The 22,550-nt window shown below is 56.7% G+C and carries 19 protein-coding genes; 8 read left to right on the top strand and 11 right to left on the bottom strand.

Annotation, left to right across the window (positions count from 1 at the left end; genetic code table 11):
• Positions 1-118 precede the first annotated feature (118 nt).
• Positions 119-2,140 carry a glycoside hydrolase family 3 protein gene (locus N7220_RS16030; RefSeq protein WP_283148522.1) on the top strand — a complete coding sequence of 674 codons (2,022 nt, stop codon included), beginning with the start codon at positions 119-121 and terminating at the stop codon, positions 2,138-2,140.
• A 78-nt stretch (positions 2,141-2,218) separates the two neighbouring features.
• Here the strand turns inward: N7220_RS16030 and ppa are convergent, their stop codons facing one another.
• On the bottom strand, positions 2,219-2,743 hold the full coding sequence (gene ppa, locus N7220_RS16035) for an inorganic diphosphatase (RefSeq protein ID WP_283148523.1): 525 nt from the start codon (positions 2,741-2,743) through the stop codon (positions 2,219-2,221).
• A 332-nt stretch (positions 2,744-3,075) separates the two neighbouring features.
• On the opposite strand from ppa, the gene N7220_RS16040 reads away from it, so the two are divergent.
• The gene (locus N7220_RS16040; RefSeq protein ID WP_283148524.1) at positions 3,076-5,751 is read left to right on the top strand and encodes a bifunctional acetate--CoA ligase family protein/GNAT family N-acetyltransferase; all 2,676 of its coding nucleotides are present in this window, start codon (positions 3,076-3,078) and stop codon (positions 5,749-5,751) included.
• A gap of 425 nt (positions 5,752-6,176) precedes the next feature.
• Here the strand turns inward: N7220_RS16040 and N7220_RS16045 are convergent, their stop codons facing one another.
• Complete coding sequence (locus N7220_RS16045; protein WP_283148525.1) at positions 6,177-6,881, bottom strand: pirin family protein; 705 nt, start codon at positions 6,879-6,881, stop codon at positions 6,177-6,179.
• A 110-nt stretch (positions 6,882-6,991) separates the two neighbouring features.
• Here N7220_RS16045 and N7220_RS16050 point away from each other — a divergent pair, with 110 nt between their 5' ends.
• Entirely contained in the window at positions 6,992-7,912 is a 921-nt protein-coding gene (locus N7220_RS16050; RefSeq protein WP_283148526.1) for a LysR family transcriptional regulator, read from the top strand.
• A gap of 93 nt (positions 7,913-8,005) precedes the next feature.
• Here N7220_RS16050 and N7220_RS16055 read toward each other — a convergent pair whose 3' ends face one another.
• From N7220_RS16055 to N7220_RS16065, 3 genes are all read right to left on the bottom strand, one after another.
• The gene (locus tag N7220_RS16055) at positions 8,006-8,572 is read right to left on the bottom strand and encodes a YceI family protein (RefSeq protein WP_283148527.1); all 567 of its coding nucleotides are present in this window, start codon (positions 8,570-8,572) and stop codon (positions 8,006-8,008) included.
• A gap of 135 nt (positions 8,573-8,707) precedes the next feature.
• Positions 8,708-9,277 (bottom strand): YceI family protein, encoded by a 570-nt coding sequence (locus N7220_RS16060; protein ID WP_283148528.1) that lies wholly within the window; start codon positions 9,275-9,277, stop codon positions 8,708-8,710.
• A gap of 78 nt (positions 9,278-9,355) precedes the next feature.
• On the bottom strand, positions 9,356-9,892 hold the full coding sequence (locus tag N7220_RS16065) for a cytochrome b (protein WP_283148529.1): 537 nt from the start codon (positions 9,890-9,892) through the stop codon (positions 9,356-9,358).
• Positions 9,893-10,220: 328 nt separating this feature from the next.
• Here N7220_RS16065 and N7220_RS16070 point away from each other — a divergent pair, with 328 nt between their 5' ends.
• Positions 10,221-10,868, top strand: coding sequence for a carbonic anhydrase (locus tag N7220_RS16070; protein ID WP_283148530.1), 648 nt, complete (start codon positions 10,221-10,223; stop codon positions 10,866-10,868).
• Between the two features lie 101 nt (positions 10,869-10,969).
• Here the strand turns inward: N7220_RS16070 and N7220_RS16075 are convergent, their stop codons facing one another.
• From N7220_RS16075 to pepN, 4 genes are all read right to left on the bottom strand, one after another.
• Positions 10,970-11,773: a Cof-type HAD-IIB family hydrolase gene (locus N7220_RS16075; RefSeq protein WP_283148531.1), complete on the bottom strand. Its 804-nt coding sequence runs from the start codon at positions 11,771-11,773 to the stop codon at positions 10,970-10,972.
• 290 nt (positions 11,774-12,063) lie between these two features.
• Complete coding sequence (locus tag N7220_RS16080; RefSeq protein WP_283148532.1) at positions 12,064-13,164, bottom strand: alkene reductase; 1,101 nt, start codon at positions 13,162-13,164, stop codon at positions 12,064-12,066.
• Positions 13,165-13,428: 264 nt separating this feature from the next.
• A complete protein-coding gene (locus N7220_RS16085; RefSeq protein WP_283148533.1) occupies positions 13,429-14,013 on the bottom strand; it encodes a TetR/AcrR family transcriptional regulator in 585 nt (194 codons plus the stop codon).
• 270 nt (positions 14,014-14,283) lie between these two features.
• Positions 14,284-16,923, bottom strand: coding sequence for an aminopeptidase N (gene pepN / locus N7220_RS16090; RefSeq protein ID WP_283148534.1), 2,640 nt, complete (start codon positions 16,921-16,923; stop codon positions 14,284-14,286).
• Between the two features lie 328 nt (positions 16,924-17,251).
• On the opposite strand from pepN, the gene N7220_RS16095 reads away from it, so the two are divergent.
• Both N7220_RS16095 and N7220_RS16100 read left to right on the top strand, forming a co-directional pair.
• Positions 17,252-18,937 (top strand): nitrite/sulfite reductase, encoded by a 1,686-nt coding sequence (locus N7220_RS16095; protein WP_283148535.1) that lies wholly within the window; start codon positions 17,252-17,254, stop codon positions 18,935-18,937.
• The gene (locus tag N7220_RS16100) at positions 18,930-19,436 is read left to right on the top strand and encodes a DUF934 domain-containing protein (RefSeq protein WP_283148536.1); all 507 of its coding nucleotides are present in this window, start codon (positions 18,930-18,932) and stop codon (positions 19,434-19,436) included. The genes N7220_RS16095 and N7220_RS16100 overlap by 8 nt, the downstream gene beginning before the upstream one ends.
• 201 nt (positions 19,437-19,637) lie before the next feature.
• Here the strand turns inward: N7220_RS16100 and N7220_RS16105 are convergent, their stop codons facing one another.
• A complete protein-coding gene (locus N7220_RS16105) occupies positions 19,638-19,970 on the bottom strand; it encodes a hypothetical protein (RefSeq protein WP_283148537.1) in 333 nt (110 codons plus the stop codon).
• Between the two features lie 134 nt (positions 19,971-20,104).
• Positions 20,105-20,254: a hypothetical protein gene (locus N7220_RS16110; protein WP_283148538.1), complete on the bottom strand. Its 150-nt coding sequence runs from the start codon at positions 20,252-20,254 to the stop codon at positions 20,105-20,107.
• Between the two features lie 196 nt (positions 20,255-20,450).
• Here N7220_RS16110 and N7220_RS16115 point away from each other — a divergent pair, with 196 nt between their 5' ends.
• Positions 20,451-22,058: an MDR family MFS transporter gene (locus N7220_RS16115; RefSeq protein WP_283148539.1), complete on the top strand. Its 1,608-nt coding sequence runs from the start codon at positions 20,451-20,453 to the stop codon at positions 22,056-22,058.
• Positions 22,051-22,506: a MarR family winged helix-turn-helix transcriptional regulator gene (locus N7220_RS16120; RefSeq protein ID WP_283148540.1), complete on the top strand. Its 456-nt coding sequence runs from the start codon at positions 22,051-22,053 to the stop codon at positions 22,504-22,506. Before N7220_RS16115 ends, N7220_RS16120 begins: the two co-directional genes overlap by 8 nt.
• The last annotated feature ends 44 nt before the right edge of the window (positions 22,507-22,550 follow it).

Here is a 22,550-nt window from a genome sequence, read left to right on the forward strand (position 1 = left end):
AAAGGTAAAAACCTGCTCCCGCTGGTCAAAGGCTTACCTGGACGCTGCCGTACATTGAGATACGACCCGACATCGGGCCGACATAAAAACATTCCGTACCAGGCATCAGGAGCAGTCGATGAAATCTCATACTCAACACGTACTCAAAACGTCCGTCATGATGATGGCCGGAGCCTTGCTCGCCGCCGGGCTAGCCGCATGTGGCGGTAGCGATGGCGACAGTAGCAGCAGTCAGCCGCAGCAGGATTTTGGCTATACCACGCTGAGCATGGTTAGCCAGAGCGGGCTGCAGTTCAAGGACATGAACAAAGATGGCAAGCTGGAGCCTTATGAAGACTGGCGACTGAGCGCCGACGTGCGCGCTCATGATTTGCTTGGACGCATGACACTGGCAGAAAAAGCCGGTTTGATGATGCACGGCACTGCGCCCGTGCTGAACGACACCACCGGCGCTGGCACCGGTAGTGCATATGATCTGGATGCGCTCAAAGCGTTGATCAATACGCAGGACATCAACACCTTCATCACCCGCATGGGCGGCGATGCGCAAGCCATGGCCGAGCAATACAACAAGATACAGACGTTGGCGGAGCAGTCACGACTGGGTATTCCGGTGTCGATCAGTTCTGATCCGCGCAATCATTTTCAGTACGTGCTGGGCGCCAGCGCGGGTGGCAGTGGCTTCTCGCAGTGGCCAGAAACACTGGGCTTTGCCGCGATTGGCGATGCCACATTGACGCGCCGTTTTGGCGATATCGCCCGCCAGGAATATCTGGCAGTGGGTATTACCCAAGCACTCTCACCCCAAGCCGATCTGGCCACCGAACCACGTTGGGCACGTATCAATGGCACGTTTGGCGAAGATGCCGATCTGGCCAAAGCGCAAGTACAGGCTTATATCGAAGGCTTCCAGGGCGGCTCAACCGGTCTGACACCGAACAGTGTGGTCGCCGTGGTGAAGCATTGGGCGGGTTATGGTGCGTCCAAAACCGGCTTTGACGGGCATAACTACTACGGCCGCTTTATTACCTTCCCGGGCAACAACTTTGCCTATCACCTGAAGCCGTTTGAAGGCGCGTTTGCCGCGAACGTGGGTTCAGTGATGCCGACGTACGCCTTCCCGGATACTTCCGTCACGGTGGATGGCGTCACGCTGGAACAAGTCGGTGCGGGCTTTGATAAAGCCTTGCTGACCGATTTGTTGCGCGGCAAATATGGCTTCAAGGGCGTGATCTTGTCTGACTGGGGTATTACCTCGGATTGCGATACCAACTGCATCAACGGCACACCAGCTGGCGTCGCACCTTCGTTTATCGGCTTCGGTACGCCTTGGGGTATGGAAAATGCGACCAAACTGCAGCGCTACGTGAAGTCGGTGACCGCCGGGATGGACCAGTTTGGCGGCGCTACCGAGCCAGAATTCCTGATCCAGGCTGTGCAACAAGGTCTGCTGACCGAAGCGCGGCTGGATGAGTCGGTTTATCGCATCCTGCTGCAAAAATTCCAGCAAGGCTTGTTCGATCATCCTTATGTCGATGCGGCCAAGGCGAAAACCGTAGTGGGTAACGCGCAATTCCAGGCTGAAGCGCTCGACGCCCAACGCCGGGCGATGGTGTTGCTGCAAAACACCGGCAATGTTTTGCCGTTGGCTGGTGCCGGGCAAAAGGTCTGGTTGTACGGCGTTGATCCGGCCGTGGCACAAAGCTATGGCTACACCGTGGTCAGCACGCCACAAGCGGCCGACGTGGCGATTCTGCGGGTAAGCACGCCATACGAAACACTGCACCCGAACTACATGTTTGGCTCAATGCAGCACGAAGGCAGCCTGGCGTTTGTCGATGGCAACAAAGATTACGAAGCCATCAAACAAGCAGCACTGGCACCCAAGTCGATTGTCTCGGTGTACATGGACCGCCCGGCGATTCTGACCAACGTGCAAGACAAAGCCACCGCCATTCTGGCCAACTTTGGCACCAGCGACGTGGCCTTGTTTGACGTACTCACCGGCAAAGGTAAACCGCAAGGCAAGCTGCCGTTTGAACTGCCGTCATCCATGGCGGAAGTTGAAGCCCAGCTGGAAGACGTCCCGCACGACACCGCGCATCCGCTGTATCCGTTCGGGTTTGGGTTGTCATATTGAGTGCCACGTACTTGAGCTAGCCACAAAAAAAGCCAGTCGCAATGACTGGCTTTTTTCATCTACCGGCAAACGCTGCAATCAGGCTGCGCGCTTGATACCGGCCAGGATTTCAGCGTGCGCAGCTTCTTTGTCTGCCCAGCCTTGTACCTTGACCCACTTGCCTGGTTCCAGGTCTTTATAGTGTTCGAAGAAGTGTTTGACTTGTGCCAGCAACAGCGCAGGCAGGTCTTCCAGCTTCTGGATGCCCTTGGTCATTTGACAGAGCTTGTCGACCGGAACCACAACCAGCTTGGCGTCGATACCGGATTCGTCTTCCATCTGCAGCATGCCGATGGCACGGCAACGCACCACAGCGGCCGGGATCAGCGGGAACGGGGTGTACACCAGCGCGTCAACCGGATCGCCATCTTCAGCCAGGGTGTGCGGAATGTAGCCGTAGTTCATTGGGTAGAACATGCAAGTACCCATGAAACGGTCAACGAATACGGCACCCGATTCCTTGTCGTGCTCGTACTTGATCGGCGCGGCGTTGGCAGGGATTTCGATAATGACGTTGAAATCGTTCGGCACATCCTTGCCGACTGGAATCTTGCTGATATCCATGCTGAGTGATCCTGAATGTTCGTGAGTAAAAGTATGCGGCGACACTGACAAAACAGTGCGGGCGGTCGTTGTTCAACCTGCCCGTTTTGCCAGCGGCTTGATGCCAGACCCGCGTGATTATAACGGTGCGAAGGCATCTGTGCAGGTCGGGCCGATACTTTGCCCGCTGTCATCGCGCGGGAATCGGCATGAAATATGCTTCAAATAGCCGTTTTACCTGATCTCACCCGCATGGATCAGTCACTTTTTTCGCATATCATGATGCTTGCGCTTGCCGGCCTGCATTGGGCGATCCCCAACACATCGGCGCCTTGCCTGGATTCACTCAAGACATGAAACAACACTATCTCACGCCGCTGTTTGAACCCGCCTCCATTGCGGTGATTGGGGCATCGGTTACGCCTGGTGCCGTTGGCACGACCGTATTCAGCAATCTGCTGGAAGGCGGCTATGCCGGCAAGCTGTACCCGGTAAACCTCAAACATGCCACGGTGCTGGAGCACAAAGCGTTCAAAACCATCAGCAAGATTGGCAAACCGGTGGATCTGGCGATCATCACTACGCCCTCCAAAACGCTGATTGAGCTGGTAACGGAGTGCTGTAAATATGGTGTGAAAGGGCTGGTGATCATGTCTTGCGACTTTGTCGGCACGGCCGATAAGTCTCGGGATTTACTCGACAAGTTACTGGTAATTTGCCGTCAGTATGGCGTGCGTTTGTTGGGCCCCACGGTGTTTGGCCAGGCGCGGCCGGTGAGTAAACTCAACAGTGGCAATTACGCGGGCAGCATCAAATCCGGCAGCATGGCGCTGGTGTCGCAATCATCATCGGTTGCTTCGGCCATTCTGGATTGGGCGGAGTCACAAGACGTAGGTTTTTCGTCGGTGATCTCGCTGGGCTCGGCGGTGGATATGGATGTCGGCGAGACGCTGGATTACCTCGTCACGGACCCGAAAACCCGCAGCATCTTGTTGTATGTGGAAGATGTCAGCGATGCCCGTACGTTTATGTCTGCCCTGCGCGCCGCCGCGCGAACCAAGCCGGTGATGGTGCTCAAAGTGGGGCGTTATGATGGCGGCGAGAAGCTGGGGCGCACTCATTCCGAGCGTTTGATCGGTAGTGATGAAGTCTTCGACAACGCTTTGCGCCGCGCTGGCGTGCTGCGTTTGCGCTCAATCAACCAGCTGTTTATTGCCGCCCGCGTCCTGCCACGCAATTACAAAACACGCGGTCGGCGGCTGGCGGTAATTACCAACGGCATTGGCGCCGGGATGATGGCAGTGGATCGCGCGGGCGATCTACATATTCAATTGCCCAAACTCTCACAAAGCACCATCGCACGCCTTGATTCATTCCTGCCTGCGCAATCCAGTCACGATAACCCGATCGACATTCTGGGCAATGCCTCCGCCGCGCGCTTTCATGCCGCGACTGATGCGGTGCTGGCCGATGAAAACGTCGACGGCGTATTGGTGGTGTTCACCCCACAAATGGGCACCGATCACATGGCCACGGCTGAAGCGATGATCGCCTTGGCCAAAACCACAGACAAACCGATCTTGCTGGCCTGGATTGGTGGCAAGAAAGTGGTGGCCAGCCGCAAATTGCTGGCCAAACACAATATGGCGTACTTCAGCACCCCGGAGCACGCGGTGGAGGTGTTCTGGTCGCTGGCATCGTGGCAATACAACCAGCAATTGTTACTGCAAACGCCCGGCCCGCTGGGTGAATGGGATGCGCCCGATCTTGAATCCGCCCGCATGATCCTGGATAACGCACTGGCCAATGGCCGCCAAGGGCTGGATGAGCTGGAATCCAAAGCCATTCTGCGTGCGTTTCATATTCCGGTGACCACCACAGTGCGGGCGGCGTCGGCAGAAGCGGCCGTGACCGCAGCCATGGGCATGGGGCTGCCAGTGGTGCTCAAGCTGGATGTCGAAGGGTTGACGCACAAAACCGATGTGGATGGCGTGGTGCTGAACTTGACCACGCTGATGGCCGTGTCATCCGAAGCTAATCGCCTGCTCGGTCGTGCGCGCGAACGCTTTGGCGACAAGTTGCGTGGCCTGACCGTACAACCGATGATCAGCCTCAAGCATGGCCGCGAGTTGATGGTGGGCGTGGCGACCGACCCGGCGTTTGGCCCGGTGATCAGTTTTGGCGCTGGTGGCATTGCCGTCGAAGTATTTAACGATGTCGCGGTCGCGTTGCCGCCGCTGAACGAATATCTGGCCGACAACCTGATCCGCCGCACCCGCGTGAAAAACATGCTGGGCGAGTTCCGCAATCAACCGCCAGCCGACGTGCATGCCATCAAGTCAGTGCTGATGCGGGTTTCGGAAATGGTGTGTGAATTACCGCAAATCCAGCATCTGGATATCAACCCGCTGATCGTCGATGAAAACGGCGCGGTGGCGCTGGATGCACGCATTTACGTCGCCCCGATCCCGGAAAAAGCCCGCCGTTACGGGCATATGGCCATTCACCCGTATCCATCCAACCTGGTGCAGGTGACGCAGCTCAAAAACGGCTTGCCGATGACCCTCCGGCCAATCCGCCCGGAAGACGCCGAGATGATCGTGCGTTTTGTGGCGGGTTTGTCGGAAGAGACGCGTTACAACCGTTATATGAGCACGCTCAAGGCGTTATCCCAATCGCAACTGGTGCGCTTTACCCAGATCGATTACGCCCGCGAAATGGCGCTGGTTTCCACGGTACAAGGCGAAACCGGCGAGATGATCGTGGCTGTGGCGCGTTTTGTGGTGAACGTGGATTACGACAGCTGCGAGTTTGCGATTGTGATTGACGATCGGTGGCAGGGTAAGGGTTTGGGTGGCCAGTTGATGGAAGGGCTGTTTACCGCGGCTCGGGATATGCGCTTGTCGACGGTAGAGGGCGAGGTGTTGAGCAGCAATACCAATATGCTGGCATTTATGCGCAGGCTGGGGTTTGAGATTACCAGGCATCCGGAGGATGAGGGGTTGAAGTGGGTGGTGAAGCGGTTGTAGGTTTGGTTATTGTTTGGTTTGCACAAAACAGTTGCGGTTTTGGCATGGAAAGCTGTTTTGGTAGTGCCTTCGGCACGGGTGTGAAAGGCATTTGATTCCCGGTGGTGACCGGGAGCACGACACCTTTCTTTGCGTCGCCAAAGAAAGGTGTCCCAAAGTCCCGCAGAGCGGGATAGCAAAAGGCGACCCCGCTGCCGCAAGGGGGCCCGAAGTCAAAAGCTGATGCAAACCGTCTGTATGCGAGGAGTCTTTGCGTGCATCCTGCGTTGCCTCAGTCGGCGTGATTAGCTGCTTTGCTGGCCACATGTAGCCCGGATGAAGCGCAGCGAGAATCCGGGGTGGCAACGCATCTACGAGCCACCGGTATCGGTAGTTGCCAATATTGCTCCCCGGATTGCTGCGCGAATCCACGCTACGCGCCGTTGTTACTCCAGCTCCGCCACATCAAACAACAATACTTCTGCGGCGTTACCGTTACTCAAGGTAATCGCCGTTTCGGCGCGGATTTTGGCGGCGTCGCCGGTTGCCAGTTGTTGACCATTCACCGTCACCGAGCCGCGCGCCACGTGCACATATACCAGGCGCTCGGGTGACACGTTCAAGGTCGCGGTTTCGGCACCGTCGAACAGGCCGATATACAACTTGGCATCCTGGTTGACCAGCACAGAGCCTTGCTCGCCCGTCTCGCTAACCACCAAACGCAACTTGCCGCGCTTTTCGGCTTCAGGAAAGTCTTTTTCCTCGTACGACGGCTGCACGCGCTTGTTCGGGATGATCCAGATTTGCAGGAAATGCACCGGGTTGGTCGCCGATGGATTGGCTTCCGAATGCACAACACCGCTCCCGGCGCTCATGCGTTGCACGTTGCCGGGCCGGATCACCGAACCATTGCCCATGTTGTCGCCATGCTGCAGTTCACCGTCCAGCACGTAACTGATGATTTCCATGTCTTTGTGCGGGTGTGAGCCAAAGCCTTGCCCGGCAGCAACGCGGTCTTCATTAATCACCCGCAACGAACCAAAATGGACATTCTGCTGGTCCTGGTAACTTGCGAACGAGAAGCTATGCCAGCTGTCCAGCCAGCCGTGGTTGGCGTGGCCTCGGTCCTGAGCTTTGCGTAGCGTGATCATATTGCGTCTCCTTCAGTTAAATCGAACATGAGGTGTAGTATATTCCATATTGGGTAAATGATAAGTGCATGTAAAACCATATCTGTTGCGAAATTCGGGATAATTACCTCATGCTGCGACTCAATCTTGAAGCCATTGAAATACTTGATGCCATTGCCAGAAAAGGCAGTTTTGCCGCGGCAGCTGAAGAAGTGCATCGCGTTCCTTCTGCCGTAACGTATGTCATCAAAAAACTTGAAGATGAAATGAATGTGCAGTTGTTCGATCGCTCCGGACATCGGGCCAGATTAACCCCGGCCGGTGAAACATTGCTGGAACAAGGTCGGCATTTGCTGCGCGCAGCATCGGATCTGGAATACCGGGTGAAAAGAGTGGCGACGGGCTGGGAACCGGAACTGCGCATTGCGGTTGATACGTTGGTGCCGCTTTCGATATTAACGCCATGGATCAAGGCATTTGATGAACTGCACTCTGGCACCCGGTTGCGGTTTTTGCATGAAACGCTGGCCGGAATGTGGGATGGGCTGATTGATCATCGCGCTGATCTGGCGATTGGTGTGGCCATGGATAGCCCGCACAGCGGCGGTTTTGCCAGCATCGCCATGGGGCCGCTTGAGTTTGTTTTTGCTGTTGCGCCGAGTCATCCGCTGGCCGACGTGCCAGAACCCTTGCCGCCCGCGCTGATCCAGCAGTATCGGGTCATTGCCATTGCGGATAGTTCGCGCTCGCTGGTGCCGCGCACGGTGAATATCTTGCAGGGGCAGGAAACGCTGACGGTGCCAAGCGCCCAGGCCAAACTCGCGCTACAAATGCAAGGGCTCGGTTGTGGTTACTTGCCCAGATGTCTGATCCGCAAAGAGCTGCAAGCGGGCTTGTTGATTGAAAAACAGACCGAGCGCCAGCATTCCATTCCCGCTTTTCATGCGGCCTGGCGGGCAACACAACCTGGGCGCGCGCTGGCCTGGTGGGTGGATCAGTTGCGTAATGATCCATTGGTTTCTGACTGGCTGGCGTGCAAGGGCGAGATCTGATTTTATTTTGCCCGCACGCAACATTAAGCAGATAAAAAAAGCCCACGCAAAACGTGGGCTTTTTTTCGACCATCTTTCAGCCAGCAATGCAGCTTATTTCGCGCCTGCTTCAACCGGGATAACCAGTTTGACTTCGTCCGACACGGCCGGAACGAAGGTAGTCATACCGAAATCGCTGCGCTTGATGGTGGCGGTTGCTTCAGCACCGCACCAGTATTTCTTCATCATCGGGTGGTCGCCACAATGGAAGTTGGCGATGTTCAGGGTCAATGGCTTGGTCACGCCCAGCAGGGTGAAGTTACCGTTCACGGCCACCAGCTTGTCGCCATCAAACTTGAAGTCGGTGGACTTGAAAGTCATGGCCGGGAATTTTTCGACGTTGAAAAAGTCCGCAGTCTTCAGGTGCTTGTCACGGGCAGCCCAGCCGGTGGACAGGCTGGCGGTGTCGATGCTGATGTCGGCCGAGCCGGCTTTCTTGTCTAGATCAACCACAACGGTACCGGTGGCTTTTTCGAAGCGGCCCAGTTGGGTGGAGTAGCCGAAGTGGCCGATTTCAAAATACGGCTGGGTGTGCGAAGAATCCAGTTCCAGCGTTTGCGGGGCAGCAAAAGCGGCGGAGGCAACGCAAGCCAGGGCAATAGCGGCAAGTTTCAGTTTCATGGTGTTTCCCTTGGTAGATTGTGGTTTGGTGCTAATGGTTGTTGCAGTCTTTAATTTTGAAAAACGCTTCAAAGAACAAATCATTCCCGAACCACTGACCGGCGGCCGGATGCAGTGGTCGGGCAGCGCCAGCGCTTAGCCAGGTTTGCCAGCCAGTACCAGCTTGAATTTCACGGTGACTTCATCGGCCACGGTGCCGGTATCAGCCCAGTCGCCATCGCCAATCTTGTATTGCAGACGCATCATCGGAAAGCTGCCATCCACATTGAGATTGGCGCCGTCTTGTTTGGCGGTCAGGGTGGCGACGATATCGCGGCTCACGCCCTTGATGGTCAGCTTGCCGTGCGCTTCAAACTTGCCGCCGCCCAGTGCTTTGACCGAGCTGGAAACAAACGTGGCCTTGGGGGTGGTGGAGGTATTGAACCAGTCTTTGCCTTGTGTGGTCTTGTTGCCGTCCGCGCTGCCGACATCAATGCTGGTCAGGTCAACGGTAATCTGGGCCTGGGTTTTTTCGGGCTTGGCCGGATCAAAACTGACGTTGGCATCAAAGCGCTTGAAACTGCCTTCAACCGGCACGTTCATTTGTTTGAAGGCAAAGCCGATTTTGCTTTGAGCGGCAACCAGCGTTTGTGCCGCCATGCTGGATAAACTGGCCAAGCCAAGGCTGGCAGCCAGCAACAGAGAGGTCAGAGTACGTGCTTTCATAATGTGTTCCAGTGAGTTCCAGGGAGCGGATATTGGAGAGATCGCGCCGATAACGGCGTCGTTAACCAAGGTGATGAATCAGGATTTGCCCGGCAACATGCGGCGCAGAGTGTCGTCCTTGTCGATCACGTGATGTTTGATGGCGGCAGCTGCATGCAGCGCAACAATGGCGGCCAGTATCCAGGCCAGCACTTTGTGCACGGTTTCCAGCGTCTCGCCCAGATCATGGTTGACCGGCACCCAGTTAGGCAGTGGCAACACGCCAAACAGCACCACCGGCACCCCTTTGGCAGAACTCATGGCCCAGCCGACCAGGGGAATGACGATCATCAACAGATAAAGCGTATGGTGGGTGGCAGCGGCCACAGCCAATTGCCAGCGCGGCTGGCCGGGTAGCGGATCTGGCACGCCGCGTGCCGTACGCCACAGCAGACGAACCAGCACCAGAATCAACACCGAAATGCCCAGCCACTTATGATACGAATACAGGCGGAATTTCAACGGAGACAGCGGCAGGCTGCCCAGATACAGCGCCAGGCCAAATGCACAGACGATCAAAACGGCAATCAGCCAATGTAAAGCGATGTGGAAGCCGTCGTAGCTCGTGCGTTTCATCGTGTGCAGATTCCCTGTGCGTAAAATGATTGATACGAGCATGCACTATAGTGGTCGATTGGTACGCCATGCCAGCGAAAAGTTCTGCAGAAATTGTTCGAATATTTTGAACTAGTGACGATTGACTGGCCGAGTGCCGCAGCTGTGCGGGCCTGGATGATTTTTTGCTGTGGCAGGACGGGGCACTTTGCCCCATGAAATACGCTGATAAATCATCCATGTTTGAATTTTTTGCGCAATGTGTAGGCAGATTTCAAACACTACTCAGTTAAAATCGTTCATAACCACGGCTGCACCCTTGCGTGCAGAGCAGACCTACGGAGATGGCATGGACGAACTTGCAAAACTGATCGAAGGTTTTCACCGCTTCCAGGGCAAATATTTTGGTCAGGACACGAATCTTTTTGAACAACTCAAGCGCGGTCAAAGCCCGACCTCGCTGGTTATCGGCTGCTCGGATTCACGCGTCGACCCCGCACTGCTAACAGACTGCAACCCGGGCGACATGTTCGTGGTGCGCAACGTCGCCAACCTGGTACCACCGTATGAGAAAGACGGCATGTACCACGGTGTCTCATCCGCGATTGAATTTGCGGTCTGTGACCTGGAAGTAAAACGCATCATTGTGATGGGCCATTCCACTTGTGGCGGCATTGGCGCATTGCTCAAGGGTTACGCGCCCAAAACTGAAGCAAACTTTGTCGGTCGCTGGATGCGCATGGCAGAAACCGCGCGCCAGCATGTGCTTGATCACTATTCGGATAAACCGCTGGAAGTCCAGGTGCGCGCCTGTGAAATGGCGGCCATTGTGGTTTCGCTGGATAACCTGATGAGCTTCCCGTTCATTGCCCAGAAAGTCACTGAGGGCAAACTGCTGCTAGTCGGTTGGTATTTCGATATTGAACATGGCGAGTTGCATCAGTATGACGCCGGGCGTGGCGCCTTCCGTTCGCTGGTAGCACCGTTAGTAGAATGAGCACTGGCTAACCAGCCACTTCGCTGGCGTTGGGCAACAAAAAAGGCGCGGGTCGAATCCCACGCCTTTTTTGTTGCCTGCCGTTTGGCAATCGTGCCGCTTTAGTCTTCTTTCATTTCAAACAACTTGCGCAACTGATGCGCCACGCCAGCTTCGGTATTGCGGCCAATCTGTGGCACTTCGGGCAGGGCGGCCAGCAGGCGCGGGTTGGCGTTGCCCATTACAAACGGGTGGCCGGCAGTCTGCAGCAGCTGGATGTCGTTGGGGCCGTCGCCAAATGCCACACAGTCGCTGGCGGGAATGCCCAGTTCGCCAAGCACGGCGGTGAGCGCATGGCCCTTCGATACGGTCGGTGCCATCACTTCCAGGCAATCGGGCATGGAGAAGGTCACATACAACTCATCGCCAAAGCGTTCTTGCAGCTTGTCTTCAATGGTCAGCAGATGTTCGTGCTCGCCGATGTACAACACCTTGGCGATGCCTTCGCCAGAGTGTTTTTTCAGGTCAGTGACTTCATACATGAAGCCTGAGTCCTGATGCAGGTCGGCCAGCCATTCGGCATGGCTATCCGCCAGCCAGGCGTCATCCAGATAAACATTCAAGTGCGTGCCTTCCGAGAACTCCGGCTGCAGCAATTGCTGGGCGACCGAGGGTTCCAGATTTTCCGCGTACACCAGCCGGTTATCCCAGTCATGTACACGTGCGCCGTTGGAGGTCACCAGATAGGCGCGCACGCCCAGCACATCGCGAATCCCGCGCACGTCCCGATAATGGCGGCCGGTGGCAATCACAAAGTGCACGCCACGTGCTTCCAGCGCTCTGAGCGTTTCGGCGGTGTAGGCGTCAACCATGTGGTCGGCATTCAAAAGTGTGCCGTCGAGATCGGAAGCGATGACCTGGTACATTGAAGCTATCCTTGTGCGTAAAAACGGATTTTATGCCAAATGTGGCTACAGGTTCGATTGGGGATAGTGCCTGGCTTGCTAACTTTGGGGTCACACGGCTGGTGTGCGGGCACCGGCGAAGCGTTTGATGCCGGGTATTCTGTGCCAGATTGCGTAGTTTTACTCGCATTGCAGCATAAAAAAACAAACACCGTCGGGATCGGTCGCTCTGTTTGAGCGACTTCTCCGGACGGTGTTTCTAGCGGACCGGATAGTGGTCCGTCCCTATATGCTTTTAAAAGCGCTGGTGATTAGCCTAGCGTGGGGTAATCGGTATAACCCTGCTCAGCGCCACCGTAGAACGTGGTGTGATCTGGCGTATTGAGCGGCGCACCCTGGCGGAAGCGCTCAACCAGATCCGGGTTGGCAATGTATGGACGACCAAAACCGATCACATCGGCAACGCCTTCGTCCAGACGCGCTTCGGCGGACTCAGCGCTGTAACCACCGCAAGTGATGATGGTGCCACTGAACTGATTGCGCAGGCCACGGCGGAAAGTATCCGACAGCGGCGTGCCGCCAACCCAGTCTGGCTCGGCGATGTGCAGATAGGCGATATTGCGTTTGCTGAATTCGCTGGCCAGATACAGGCTCATCGGTTCAGATTCCGCATCCACAATGTCGTGGCCAGGGAAGGCGGGCGACAAACGTACGCCGACGTGATCTGCACCCAGTACCGCCACCACCGCATCCAGCACTTCCAGCAGCAGACGCGCGCGGTTTTCAAGTCCACCACCATATTGGTCGGTGCGCTGGTTGGTGCCGGTGGCCAGGAATTGGTGCAGCAGGTAACCGTTGGCGGAGTGGATTTCTACAAAGTCGAAGCCGGCGCGTTTGGCGCGGGTCGCGGCGGCCACATAGCTGGCGACAATGCCTGGCAGTTCAGCGGTTTCGAGTGCTCGTGGGGTATCGCAGGGCTCATTGGCTGGCGTGCCATCAGGCAACACCACAAAGCTCTTGGAGGTAGCGGCCTGAATGGCGCTGGCCGATACCGGCGCCTGGCCATCTTCCTGCAGCAGACGGTTGGAAATGCGGCCCACGTGCCACAGTTGCAATGACAACTTGCCACCCTTCGCATGCACGGCATCGACCACGTTTTTCCAGCCCGCTTCTTGTTCGTCAGTGTAAATGCCTGGCGTCCAGGCATAGCCTTGGCCCTGACGAGAGATTTGGGTGGCTTCAGTGACGATCAAACCGGCTGTGGCGCGCTGCGCGTAATACGTGGCGTTCAGTTCGGTGGGTGCATCGCCCGGTTTGCTGGCGCGCGAACGGGTCAGCGGGGCCATGGACAGTCGGTTGTTCAGGGTGAGATGGCCGACTTTGACCGGGGTAAGGAGTTTGTCGATGGGCATGTTGGTCCTGTGAGTGGTTAGATGAGGCAGAGTTATTTTGGCGTTCGTCTGTAGATAGGCGTGCCGCCCTGGATTATCAATTAGACCAGTCAATTATTTTTTTAGGTGGGCGACTGGATTGAAAGCCTGGCGAACAGAGCAACGTTTGCCAAAAGGTGGGGCAGTCGCACGGTTTTTTGTGGCGGAAGGTGGGGGGCGATAACAACAACGCCAGCCGAAATGCCAGCTGGCGTTGCGAATGGGGCTGGAACTGACTTGTTCAACTCACGGCGTGAGCAATTGCCGCGTAACGGCCATAGCGGTTTCCAGTGGTACGCGGTCACGTCGCAGTTTGGTCATCAAACTGGCACCGAGCCACAATTCGTACAGCGCCAAAGCCGTTACCTCTGGTGCTTGTGCCTTACTGACCGTGCCTGCCTCCTGGCCGCGCGCTACGGTGCGCTCCAGTGCCGCCACAATGTGGTTACAGCCGCTTTGCAGCGCCGCACGCATGGTGTCAGACAGATCGGCCACTTCTGCGGCCAGTTTTACCACCAGACAGGGCACGGTGTTACCGCACGATTTGCCCTGCCAGTTATCGAAATAATCAATCAGATGATCGTGAGCAGAGCCTTGCGGGGCATTCAGACGCATTTTTGCGTCTTCGAGATAGTTGGCGAAATAGCGCTCAAGCAGGCCCACACCGTATGCTTCTTTTGAAGCGAAATAGTGATAGAACGAGCCCTTGGGGACATCGGCCGTGGCCAGGATTTCTGCCAGACCCACTGCAGCAAAACCTTTCCCCAGAATGATGTGTTCACCGATGGCGAGCAAATGCTCGCGGGTGTCTTCAAAGCGCTTTTTTACCATGACGCGGAATGTTTCCGGTTGAATTCAATAACTTGTATCTTGTTGATGTTTATGCAAAAAAGCAAAACTTACGGCCGGGTGGTACGTTCGTTTTAAAATGCTTTTGGCATCCGCCGGTGATTCAAAATATCTGGTTTGCCCGCTGGTGTGAAATTTTGCTTACAACGTGCCAGCACTGTGTTGTATGTACGCCTGGCTGGCGAAGGGTTCCCCGCGCCAGCCAGGTAAATAGATCACTAACCCGATCACTTGAAACCCGACGCCATGTGCTTACTTGCCCGCTTGCAGCGCCTTGGACACAATTTCAAAGGTGTCAGGTGACAAGCCGGGCTGGCGCGCCACGCGTTCCAGTTCGGCGCGCATCATGGCGCGACGGCTTGGCTCGACGCGAGTCCAGCGATTGAAACACGCCGCCAGCCGCGCAGCGATTTGCGGATTGATTTTGTCCAGTTCCAGTACGCGGTCAGCAGCAAAAGCGTAACCGTAGCCATCCACTGCATGAAAATGCGCCATATTGCGCGAGCAGAACGTGGTGATCAGCGAGCGCACCTTGTTCGGATTGGTCATGGCAAAGGCTGGATGGCTCATCAATTGCTGCACGCGAGCCAGCGCACCGGGGCGATCCGACAGCGCTTGCAGGCCGAACCACTTGTCCATCACCAACGCGTCGTCTTGCCACATGCTGGCAAAGTCCGCTAGATATTGATCGCCACCTTCGCGCTGGTTGAACGCGGCCAGAGCAGCCAGGCGATCAGTCATGTTGTCGGCGTGGCGATACTGGTTGGTCAGCAGTTCGGTAATGCGCGGTTCGTCCAGTTCGGCCAGGTAATCCAGTGCCACGTTCTTCAGGCTGCGACGACCGGCTTGTTCGGCGTTGTACTGGTAAGGCTCGGTGCTGTGCAGTTTCTGGTACACCGCAATCAGGGGCGCACGCAGTTCTTTGGCCAGCGATTGCTTGAGCGCCTGGCGCACTTGATGCAGACGAGTCGGGTCGACTTCGTTGAGCGCTTCAAACAGGAATTGTTCGCTCGGCAGTTGCAGCATCAGTGCCACTAGCGCCGGGTCAATCCGGTCTTGTGTCAGCAGCTTTTCAAACGCCGCTACCAGTTGTGCCGGGGCTGCCGCATGGCCAGCTTCTTGCTGATAACGCTGCAACAACAAGCGTGTCAGATAAGTATTGGCCGCTTCCCAGCGCGCAAACGGATCGCTGTCGTGGGCGATCAAGAACACCAGTTCTTCATCAGCGTATGGGTAATCCAGCTTCACCGGCGCGGAGAAATCGCGCAGCAGCGAAGGCACCGGATGGCTGTGGATGCCGGTAAATACAAAGCGCTCTTTGGCTTGCTTCAGTTGCAGTACCCGGCTGGTTACGCCGGTATCGCTTTCGCCAGCCAGCACCAGCGGCAGTTCTGCGCCGCTGCGATCCAGCAGACCTAGCGCCAGCGGGATCAGGTACGGTTGCTTTTCTGACTGCCCCGGTGTGGCCGGGCAGTGTTGTTCCACGGTCAGGGTAAAGGTCTTGGCGTCCTGGTCGTACACACCTTCAACCGTCACGCGCGGCGTGCCGGACTGGCTGTACCAGCGTTTGAACTGGGTCAGGTCGATATCGTTGGCATCGGCCATGGCCGCGACGAAATCATCGCAGGTCACGGCTTGGCCATCGTGGCGCTTGAAGTACAGATCGGTGCCCTTACGGAAACCATCGTGGCCAACCAGGGTGTAGATCATCCGCACCACTTCCGAGCCTTTTTCGTACACGGTGGCGGTATAGAAATTGTTGATTTCCAGATATGAGTCTGGCCGTACCGGGTGTGCTTGCGGGCCAGCGTCTTCCGGGAACTGATACTCGCGCAGCGTGCGCACATTGCCAATGCGTTGCACGGCACGGCTGCCGATATCGCTGGAGAACTCCTGATCGCGGAATACGGTCAGGCCTTCCTTGAGCGACAACTGGAACCAGTCGCGGCAAGTTACGCGGTTGCCGGTCCAGTTGTGGAAGTACTCGTGCGCCACGACCGATTCAATGCCGTCAAAGTCCACGTCGGTGGCAGTTTCCGGGCGGGCCAGCACGTACTTGGTGTTGAAAATGTTCAACCCCTTGTTTTCCATGGCGCCCATATTGAAGTCCGAGACCGCTACGATCATGTAGGTATCCAGATCGTATTCGAGGCCGAAGCGCTCTTCATCCCATGCCATGGCGGCTTTGGCCGAGGCCAGCGCGTGGTGGCATTTCTCCACATCGCCCGGCTCAACCCAGATTTCCACATTCACGTTCTTGCCGCTGCCAGTGGTGTAACGGTCGGCCAGCACTACCAGCTTGCCCGCGACCAGCGCAAACAGATAAGACGGCTTCTTGAACGGATCAACCCATTTTACCCAGTGGCGATTGCGGTCCAGCACACCCTGGTCGACGCGATTGCCGTTGCCCAGCAATACCGGGTAGCGGGTTTTGTCGGCGATGATGGTGGTGGTGAACTTGGCCATGACATCCGGGCGATCCAGATACCAGGTAATGCGCCGGAAGCCTTCGGCCTCACATTGGGTAAAGAAATTGCCATTGGAAACATACAGGCCGGACAACGTGGTGTTGGTCAGCGGGTTGATGCGCGTGGCGATTTCCAGAATGCATTCATCGGGCAACTGGGCGATGGTCAATGTGTCGTCACCCAGCTCGTAGTCGTCCTGTGCCAGTTGCTTGCCGTCCAGCTTGATGCTTTCCAGTGCCAGTTCTTCGCCATCCAGCACCAGCGGCGCGGTGGCGTTAGGGTGGGCCGGATTGCGTTTGAGTACCAGGCGCGACAGCACGCGGGTGTTGGTTTCTTCCAGTTCAAAGGTCAGGTCGACGCGATCAATCAGGAATGGCGGCGGGGTGTAATCAAGGCGCTGAATGGGTTGGCGTTGTTCTTGCATGACAAAAGCGTACCTGGAATGAGTTAGCGGGGAGAGGCTGCAGCCGGGGTATGCACGGCAACAGCATTGTTGAAATTCTGGGGCGGCAATGCCCGATATTTCGCACGCGGCGCGCGCGCGCGTTATTTCACTTGTTTACTGGACCTATATGCGAGCAATGCTACCCAAAATCAAGCCGCTGCGGCATCAGGGCTGGCCCGCATTATCGCAAAAACGCCAATTGTTATATTCCAGCTCACACTTTTGATAGTCGAAATGGTTCTGCCGTGCGGCTTATGGCGCTGGTATAGTACGCGATTGGCTTAAACCCTTATTGGCTGTGGCTTGCATGTACGTTTACGACGACTTTGACCAGAAAATTGTGGATCAGCGCGTGGCGCAGTTTCGCGATCAAACCAGCCGTTACCTGGCCGGCACGCTTACCGAAGATGAGTTCCGCCCGCTGCGTTTGCAGAACGGACTCTATATCCAGCGCCATGCGCCGATGCTGCGCGTGGCGGTGCCCTATGGCGAGCTGAACAGCAAGCAAGTGCGCATGCTGGCGCATATCGCCCGCAAATATGATCGTGGTTACGGCCACTTCACCACGCGCCAGAACATCCAGTTCAACTGGCCGGCGCTGGAAAATGTGCCGGATATCCTGGCCGATCTGTCCACCGTGCAGATGCATGCCATTCAGACTTCGGGCAACTGCATTCGCAATACCACCAGCGACCAGTTTGCTGGCGTGGCACACGACGAGCTGGTTGATCCGCGCCCGTGGTGCGAAATCATCCGCCAGTGGTCGACCTTCCACCCGGAATTCGCCCACCTGCCGCGCAAGTTCAAGATTGCCGTGAACGGTGCCGTGGAAGATCGCGCAGCCATTCTGGTGCACGACATCGGTATTACCGTGCAGAAGAATGAGGCCGGTGAAATTGGCTTTGCCGTGTACGTCGGTGGCGGCCTTGGTCGCACGCCGGTGATTGGTGCGCTGATCAAGCCGTGGCTGGAACAACACCATTTGCTGTCGTATCTGGATGCCGTACTGCGCGTATACAACCGCTACGGCCGCCGCGACAACAAATACAAAGCCCGCATCAAGATTCTGGTGAAAGCCATGACGCCAGAAGCTTTCGGTGCCAAGGTTGAACAAGAATGGGCGCATACCAAAAACGGCCCGATGACGCTGACCGATGCGGAAATCCATCGCGTCGCCAAATTCTTTGTCGACCCGGCGTATGAAATACTGCCGGGCGATGACGCTGGCTACCTGCAAGCTCGCGCCACCAAGCCGGCGTTTGCGCGCTGGGTGGAGCGCAACGTGTTTGGTCACAAGCAAGCAGGCTATGCCGCTGTGACGCTGTCTCTGAAGAAAACCGGCGTGCCGCCAGGTGATGCTACCGACGCGCAGCTGGACGCCGTGGCAGATTTGTCCGACCAGTACAGCTTGGGTGAAATTCGCGTTTCGCACGAACAGAATCTTATCCTGCCGTACGTAAAACAGGCCGATCTGTTTGCGGTGTGGGAACAAGCCAAAGCCATTGGTTTTGCCACGCCGAACATCGGCCTGCTGACCGATATCGTGTGCTGCCCGGGCGGTGATTTCTGCTCGCTGGCTAACGCCAAGTCGATCCCGATTGCTGAAGGCATCCAGCAAAAATTTGATGATCTGGATTACCTGTTTGACCTGGGTGAACTGGATATCAATATCTCGGGCTGTATGAACTCCTGTGGGCACCACCACGTCGGCCACATCGGCATTCTGGGCGTGGATAAGAGTGGCAGCGAGTGGTACCAGATTTCGCTGGGCGGCCGTCAAGGCAAGCAGGCCAGCTTGGGTAAGGTCATTGGACCGTCGTTTGCCCAAGACGATGTGCCGGGCGTGATCGAGCAGATCATCAAGGTCTTTGTTGAAGCACGCGAAGCCGACGAACACTTTGTGGAAGTGTTTGATCGTCTGGGTATGGAACCCTTCAAAACGCGCGTTTACGGCAACAAGACCAAAGCCGTAGCGGAGGCGACCCATGACTAAGATCATCAAAGGCCGCCAGATTGTTGAAGATGACGCCACACTGTTGCGTCTGGCTGAAGACGGCAGTTTTGAGAGTGTTCCTGCCACTGGCCGGATCATCGTTCCGCTCAAACAATGGCAAGCGCAGCGCGACAGCCTGATTACCCGCGGCGATGTGGGTGTATGGCTGGCATCCGATGAAGAAGTGGAAGACATCGCGAGCGATCTGGCGCACTTTGCGCTGATTGCGCTGGACTTCCCGGCCTTTATCGACGGCCGCAGTTATTCCAATGCGCGTTTGCTGCGTGACCGTTTCGGCTGGAAGGGCGAGCTGCGGGCGATTGGCGATGTGTTCAAGGATGTGATCCTGTTCCAGCATCGTTGCGGTTTTGATGCCTTTGCCGTGCGCGCGGATAAAGACATTAACGAAGCGCTCAAGGGTCTGGAGGATTTCACCGAGTTCTATCAAGGTGCCACCGACCAGCCATTGCCGCTGTTCCGCCGCCGTACGCCGGTGTGATTGCTAGCTTGAGTCAGATTGAGCCAATAAAAAAAGGAACCGTTTGGTTCCTTTTTTTATTCACGTAGCCCGGATGGAGCGAGGCGGGAATCCGGGGGAAATGCATCAATCGGCCACCGCATTTAACTTGCGAATATGGCATCCGGGATTCTCGCCTGCGGCTTCATCCGGACTACAGCGTCGTTGAAGCGGTAAGGGTAATCAATTCACAACTACCTGATAGCCGTGTTTCCTGGCCGCCGCACGCAGGCGTACCAGAAACTCGCTGTTGTCTTCATCCGCCGCTGGCCACGGTTCATCCAGCAACTCGGATGACAGCGTGTTGCAGACATCCTCTGCCGCTGCGGCATCATCCATGCCCCACTCAATGATGTTCTCGCGCACATGCACCCAGTCGGCCAGCAGCTCGGCCATTTGCGCCTGCGTCAGACGAACCCCGGCGGTGGCTTCGATGTAGTCGATGGCGGCTTGGGCTTCGCCTTCAGACAGCAGTGTATCGTCGTCATTTTTGGTGGGGTGCAGGGGGTCGATCATGATTCAGTTCCTGTGGTGAATATCCTGCCCAAGGCAGGAAAAGGGGGGCGATATTACCACTTTGGCCGCTGCCGTCGGCGAAGGTTCGTGCCACAGCGACCATTCACCCACTGGTATTTACGCTCTTGCGCAGTTTAAGCAAAACCGGCAAACGGCGGGGACCAGGCGGGCTGCTCCCCGGAATACCCGGCCAGCGGCACAAACACCGATGGCGGTTGTACAAAGTCGGTGACACCCGGCCAGCGCAGCAGGGCTTCAACGCCGCAAACGCGCCCGGTGGTCATGGCAATTTGCGGTTGGTACTAGACCTCCAGCCATTGCAACGCGTTGCGATTCAGAGAGGGTAGAGGCATTGGGTCCCGAGGCGAGATGGGCTGGTTATGTCATTCAATTGTGTGTGCTGATTTCAAAAATAGACAAGTAAGGTCAATTACTGCAAAATAATTGACTTGGCAACGATTGATACGGCAATAGATTTTCATGCAAGCCCAGACACCTGCAGTAACCCCCGAAATTCCGAATCCCAAACAGGCCTTTCGCCAGCGTTTATTCGCCATGCTGGGCCTGTGTTTTGTGTTGATCATGGTGGCGCTGGACCAAACCGTGGTCGGCACCGCGCTGCCGACGGTTGTCGCTGAACTGAAAGGCTTCAGCCTGTACGCCTGGGTTGGCACGTCTTATCTGTTGACCTCGGTCATTACCATTCCCATCTTTGGTCGGCTGGGGGATGACCATGGCCGCAAACCGTTTGTGCTGGCGGCGATTGTGCTGTTTACCGTGGCCTCAATGCTGTGCGGGATGGCGCAAAGCATGATCCAGCTGGTGCTGGCGCGGGCGTTGCAAGGAGTTGGTGGCGGCATGCTGGTGGCCACTACCTTTGCCTCGGTGCCCGATTTATTTCCCGACGCGCATGAGCGTTTGCGCTGGCAGGTGTTGTTCAGCAGCGCGTTCGGCTTGGCCAACGCCATTGGCCCGTCGCTGGGTGGCTTTTTGACTGAATACTGCGGCTGGCGCTGGGTGTTTTTTGTAAACCTGCCCGTAGGCTTGATCAGTGTGTGGTTTGTCTGGCGCTATCTACCGCGCATTCGCCATGCCGATCACACACCGTCACGGCTGGATTGGCTGGGCGCTGCACTGATTGCAGTGGCGCTGGGCGGCATGCAGCTGCTGGTGGAGTGGTTGCCGCAGCGCAAGCCGCCGTTGCTGCTGGCGCTGCTGGCCGTAGTGGCGATTGGCTCGGTGGTGCTGCTGTTGTGGTGGGAACGCCGCTGCGCCAATCCGATTTTGCCGCTGGATATGTTCACGCATCGCAGCTTGCAGCCGTTGTTCATATTGTCAGTGCTGATGGGCTTTTGCCTGTTTGCAGTGATGTACTACGCGCCGTTGATGTTCCAGGGCGGCTTCGGACTATCGCCTAATCAGGCCGGTCTGCTAGTCACGCCGCTGGTGGTGTTCATTACCGTGGGCAGCATTATCAATGGCCGCATCATTACGCGCGTGCCCAAGCCCAACATCATGCTGTACGTCGGCTTTGCCTTTTTCTGGGTGGCCGCCTTCGGCCTGACGCAGACCCACTTGGGCACACCGCATTGGGTCATTGTGCTGGTGATGATGATGGGCGGACTGGGCTTGGGTTTGTTGATGCCTAATCTGACCATCTTTGCCCAGGAAACCGCACCGCGTACGCAACTGGGCATCGCCACCGCCATGCTGCAATCCACCCGCATGATTGGCGGGATGCTGGGCACGGCGTTGATCGGCACCTTTGTGACACATCGCTATACCGCAGGGGTTGAGGACTTTTTGCAAAATCAGGCGCCGGGCAGCATGCAATGGGCGCACTGGCTGGATGACCCGCAGATTCTGGTTAATCACAGCGTCGCGCAACAGTTTAGCCAGGCCGCCGGGCAGGCTGGCGTACAGGCTGGCGCCTTGCTGGACGGTGCCCGGGTGGCGCTGGTGAACGCCATTCACGGTGGGCAATGGACTGTGGTAGGCGTGATGGTGCTGGCGCTGTTGATTGTGCGCCGCGTGCCGCCGCTGAGGCTGCAACGCCGTGTGACTAAAGTCGAGGCATCACATGAGTGAGCAAGACCGCAATCTGCTGCAACAAATGGCGCGCACTGCGCGGGCCATGTACGCGGCATTTGAGGGCGAAGTCGGGCACGCCCTGCCGCGCTGGCGCATCCTGCAGGCCTTGGCCGACATGCCGGAAGCAACGCAAAAACAGCTGGTCACACGTTTGATCATGGATGCCGGTGCCCTGACTCGCCAAATGAAAGCCCTGGAACATGACGGGCTGGTTACCCGCAGTGCCGATCCGCAAGACAATCGCATTACGCGCGTGGCGTTAACCGCTTCGGGCAAGCAATTGATTGCGGCGGCACAACCGCAGCGCCATGCTTTCTTTGAAAAAGCACTGGATGGTCTGGCGCCGGAGCGCATTGCCATCGCCCAAGCGGTGCTGCACGAGGTGGAAGAGAACCTGCGCAGGATGAGCTGTTTGCGCGGCGGGGCAGCTGGCAAGCCGGATTAACGGACTAATTGGACTAATTAAATTAATAAACTGGCTTGATTTGC

The sequence above is a fragment of the Silvimonas soli genome (assembly GCF_030035605.1).
GTDB classification, from domain to species: Bacteria; Pseudomonadota; Gammaproteobacteria; order Burkholderiales; family Chitinibacteraceae; genus Silvimonas; species Silvimonas soli.

Excerpts from the sequence above, each read along its gene's own strand:
- N7220_RS16030 (WP_283148522.1), top strand. The coding sequence starts at position 119 with ATGAAATCTCATACTCAACACGTACTCAAAACGTCCGTCATGATGATG.
- N7220_RS16065 (WP_283148529.1), bottom strand. The coding sequence starts at position 9,892 with ATGAAACGCACGAGCTACGACGGCTTCCACATCGCTTTACATTGGCTG.
- N7220_RS16115 (WP_283148539.1), top strand. The coding sequence starts at position 20,451 with ATGCAAGCCCAGACACCTGCAGTAACCCCCGAAATTCCGAATCCCAAA.
- N7220_RS16100 (WP_283148536.1), top strand. The coding sequence starts at position 18,930 with ATGACTAAGATCATCAAAGGCCGCCAGATTGTTGAAGATGACGCCACA.
- N7220_RS16080 (WP_283148532.1), bottom strand. The coding sequence starts at position 13,164 with ATGCCCATCGACAAACTCCTTACCCCGGTCAAAGTCGGCCATCTCACC.
- N7220_RS16105 (WP_283148537.1), bottom strand. The coding sequence starts at position 19,970 with ATGATCGACCCCCTGCACCCCACCAAAAATGACGACGATACACTGCTG.
- N7220_RS16120 (WP_283148540.1), top strand. The coding sequence starts at position 22,051 with ATGAGTGAGCAAGACCGCAATCTGCTGCAACAAATGGCGCGCACTGCG.
- N7220_RS16060 (WP_283148528.1), bottom strand. The coding sequence starts at position 9,277 with ATGAAAGCACGTACTCTGACCTCTCTGTTGCTGGCTGCCAGCCTTGGC.
- N7220_RS16055 (WP_283148527.1), bottom strand. The coding sequence starts at position 8,572 with ATGAAACTGAAACTTGCCGCTATTGCCCTGGCTTGCGTTGCCTCCGCC.
- N7220_RS16075 (WP_283148531.1), bottom strand. The coding sequence starts at position 11,773 with ATGTACCAGGTCATCGCTTCCGATCTCGACGGCACACTTTTGAATGCC.
- ppa (WP_283148523.1), bottom strand. The coding sequence starts at position 2,743 with ATGGATATCAGCAAGATTCCAGTCGGCAAGGATGTGCCGAACGATTTC.
- N7220_RS16040 (WP_283148524.1), top strand. The coding sequence starts at position 3,076 with ATGAAACAACACTATCTCACGCCGCTGTTTGAACCCGCCTCCATTGCG.
- N7220_RS16050 (WP_283148526.1), top strand. The coding sequence starts at position 6,992 with ATGCTGCGACTCAATCTTGAAGCCATTGAAATACTTGATGCCATTGCC.
- N7220_RS16110 (WP_283148538.1), bottom strand. The coding sequence starts at position 20,254 with ATGACCACCGGGCGCGTTTGCGGCGTTGAAGCCCTGCTGCGCTGGCCG.
- N7220_RS16070 (WP_283148530.1), top strand. The coding sequence starts at position 10,221 with ATGGACGAACTTGCAAAACTGATCGAAGGTTTTCACCGCTTCCAGGGC.
- N7220_RS16095 (WP_283148535.1), top strand. The coding sequence starts at position 17,252 with ATGTACGTTTACGACGACTTTGACCAGAAAATTGTGGATCAGCGCGTG.
- pepN (WP_283148534.1), bottom strand. The coding sequence starts at position 16,923 with ATGCAAGAACAACGCCAACCCATTCAGCGCCTTGATTACACCCCGCCG.
- N7220_RS16085 (WP_283148533.1), bottom strand. The coding sequence starts at position 14,013 with ATGGTAAAAAAGCGCTTTGAAGACACCCGCGAGCATTTGCTCGCCATC.
- N7220_RS16045 (WP_283148525.1), bottom strand. The coding sequence starts at position 6,881 with ATGATCACGCTACGCAAAGCTCAGGACCGAGGCCACGCCAACCACGGC.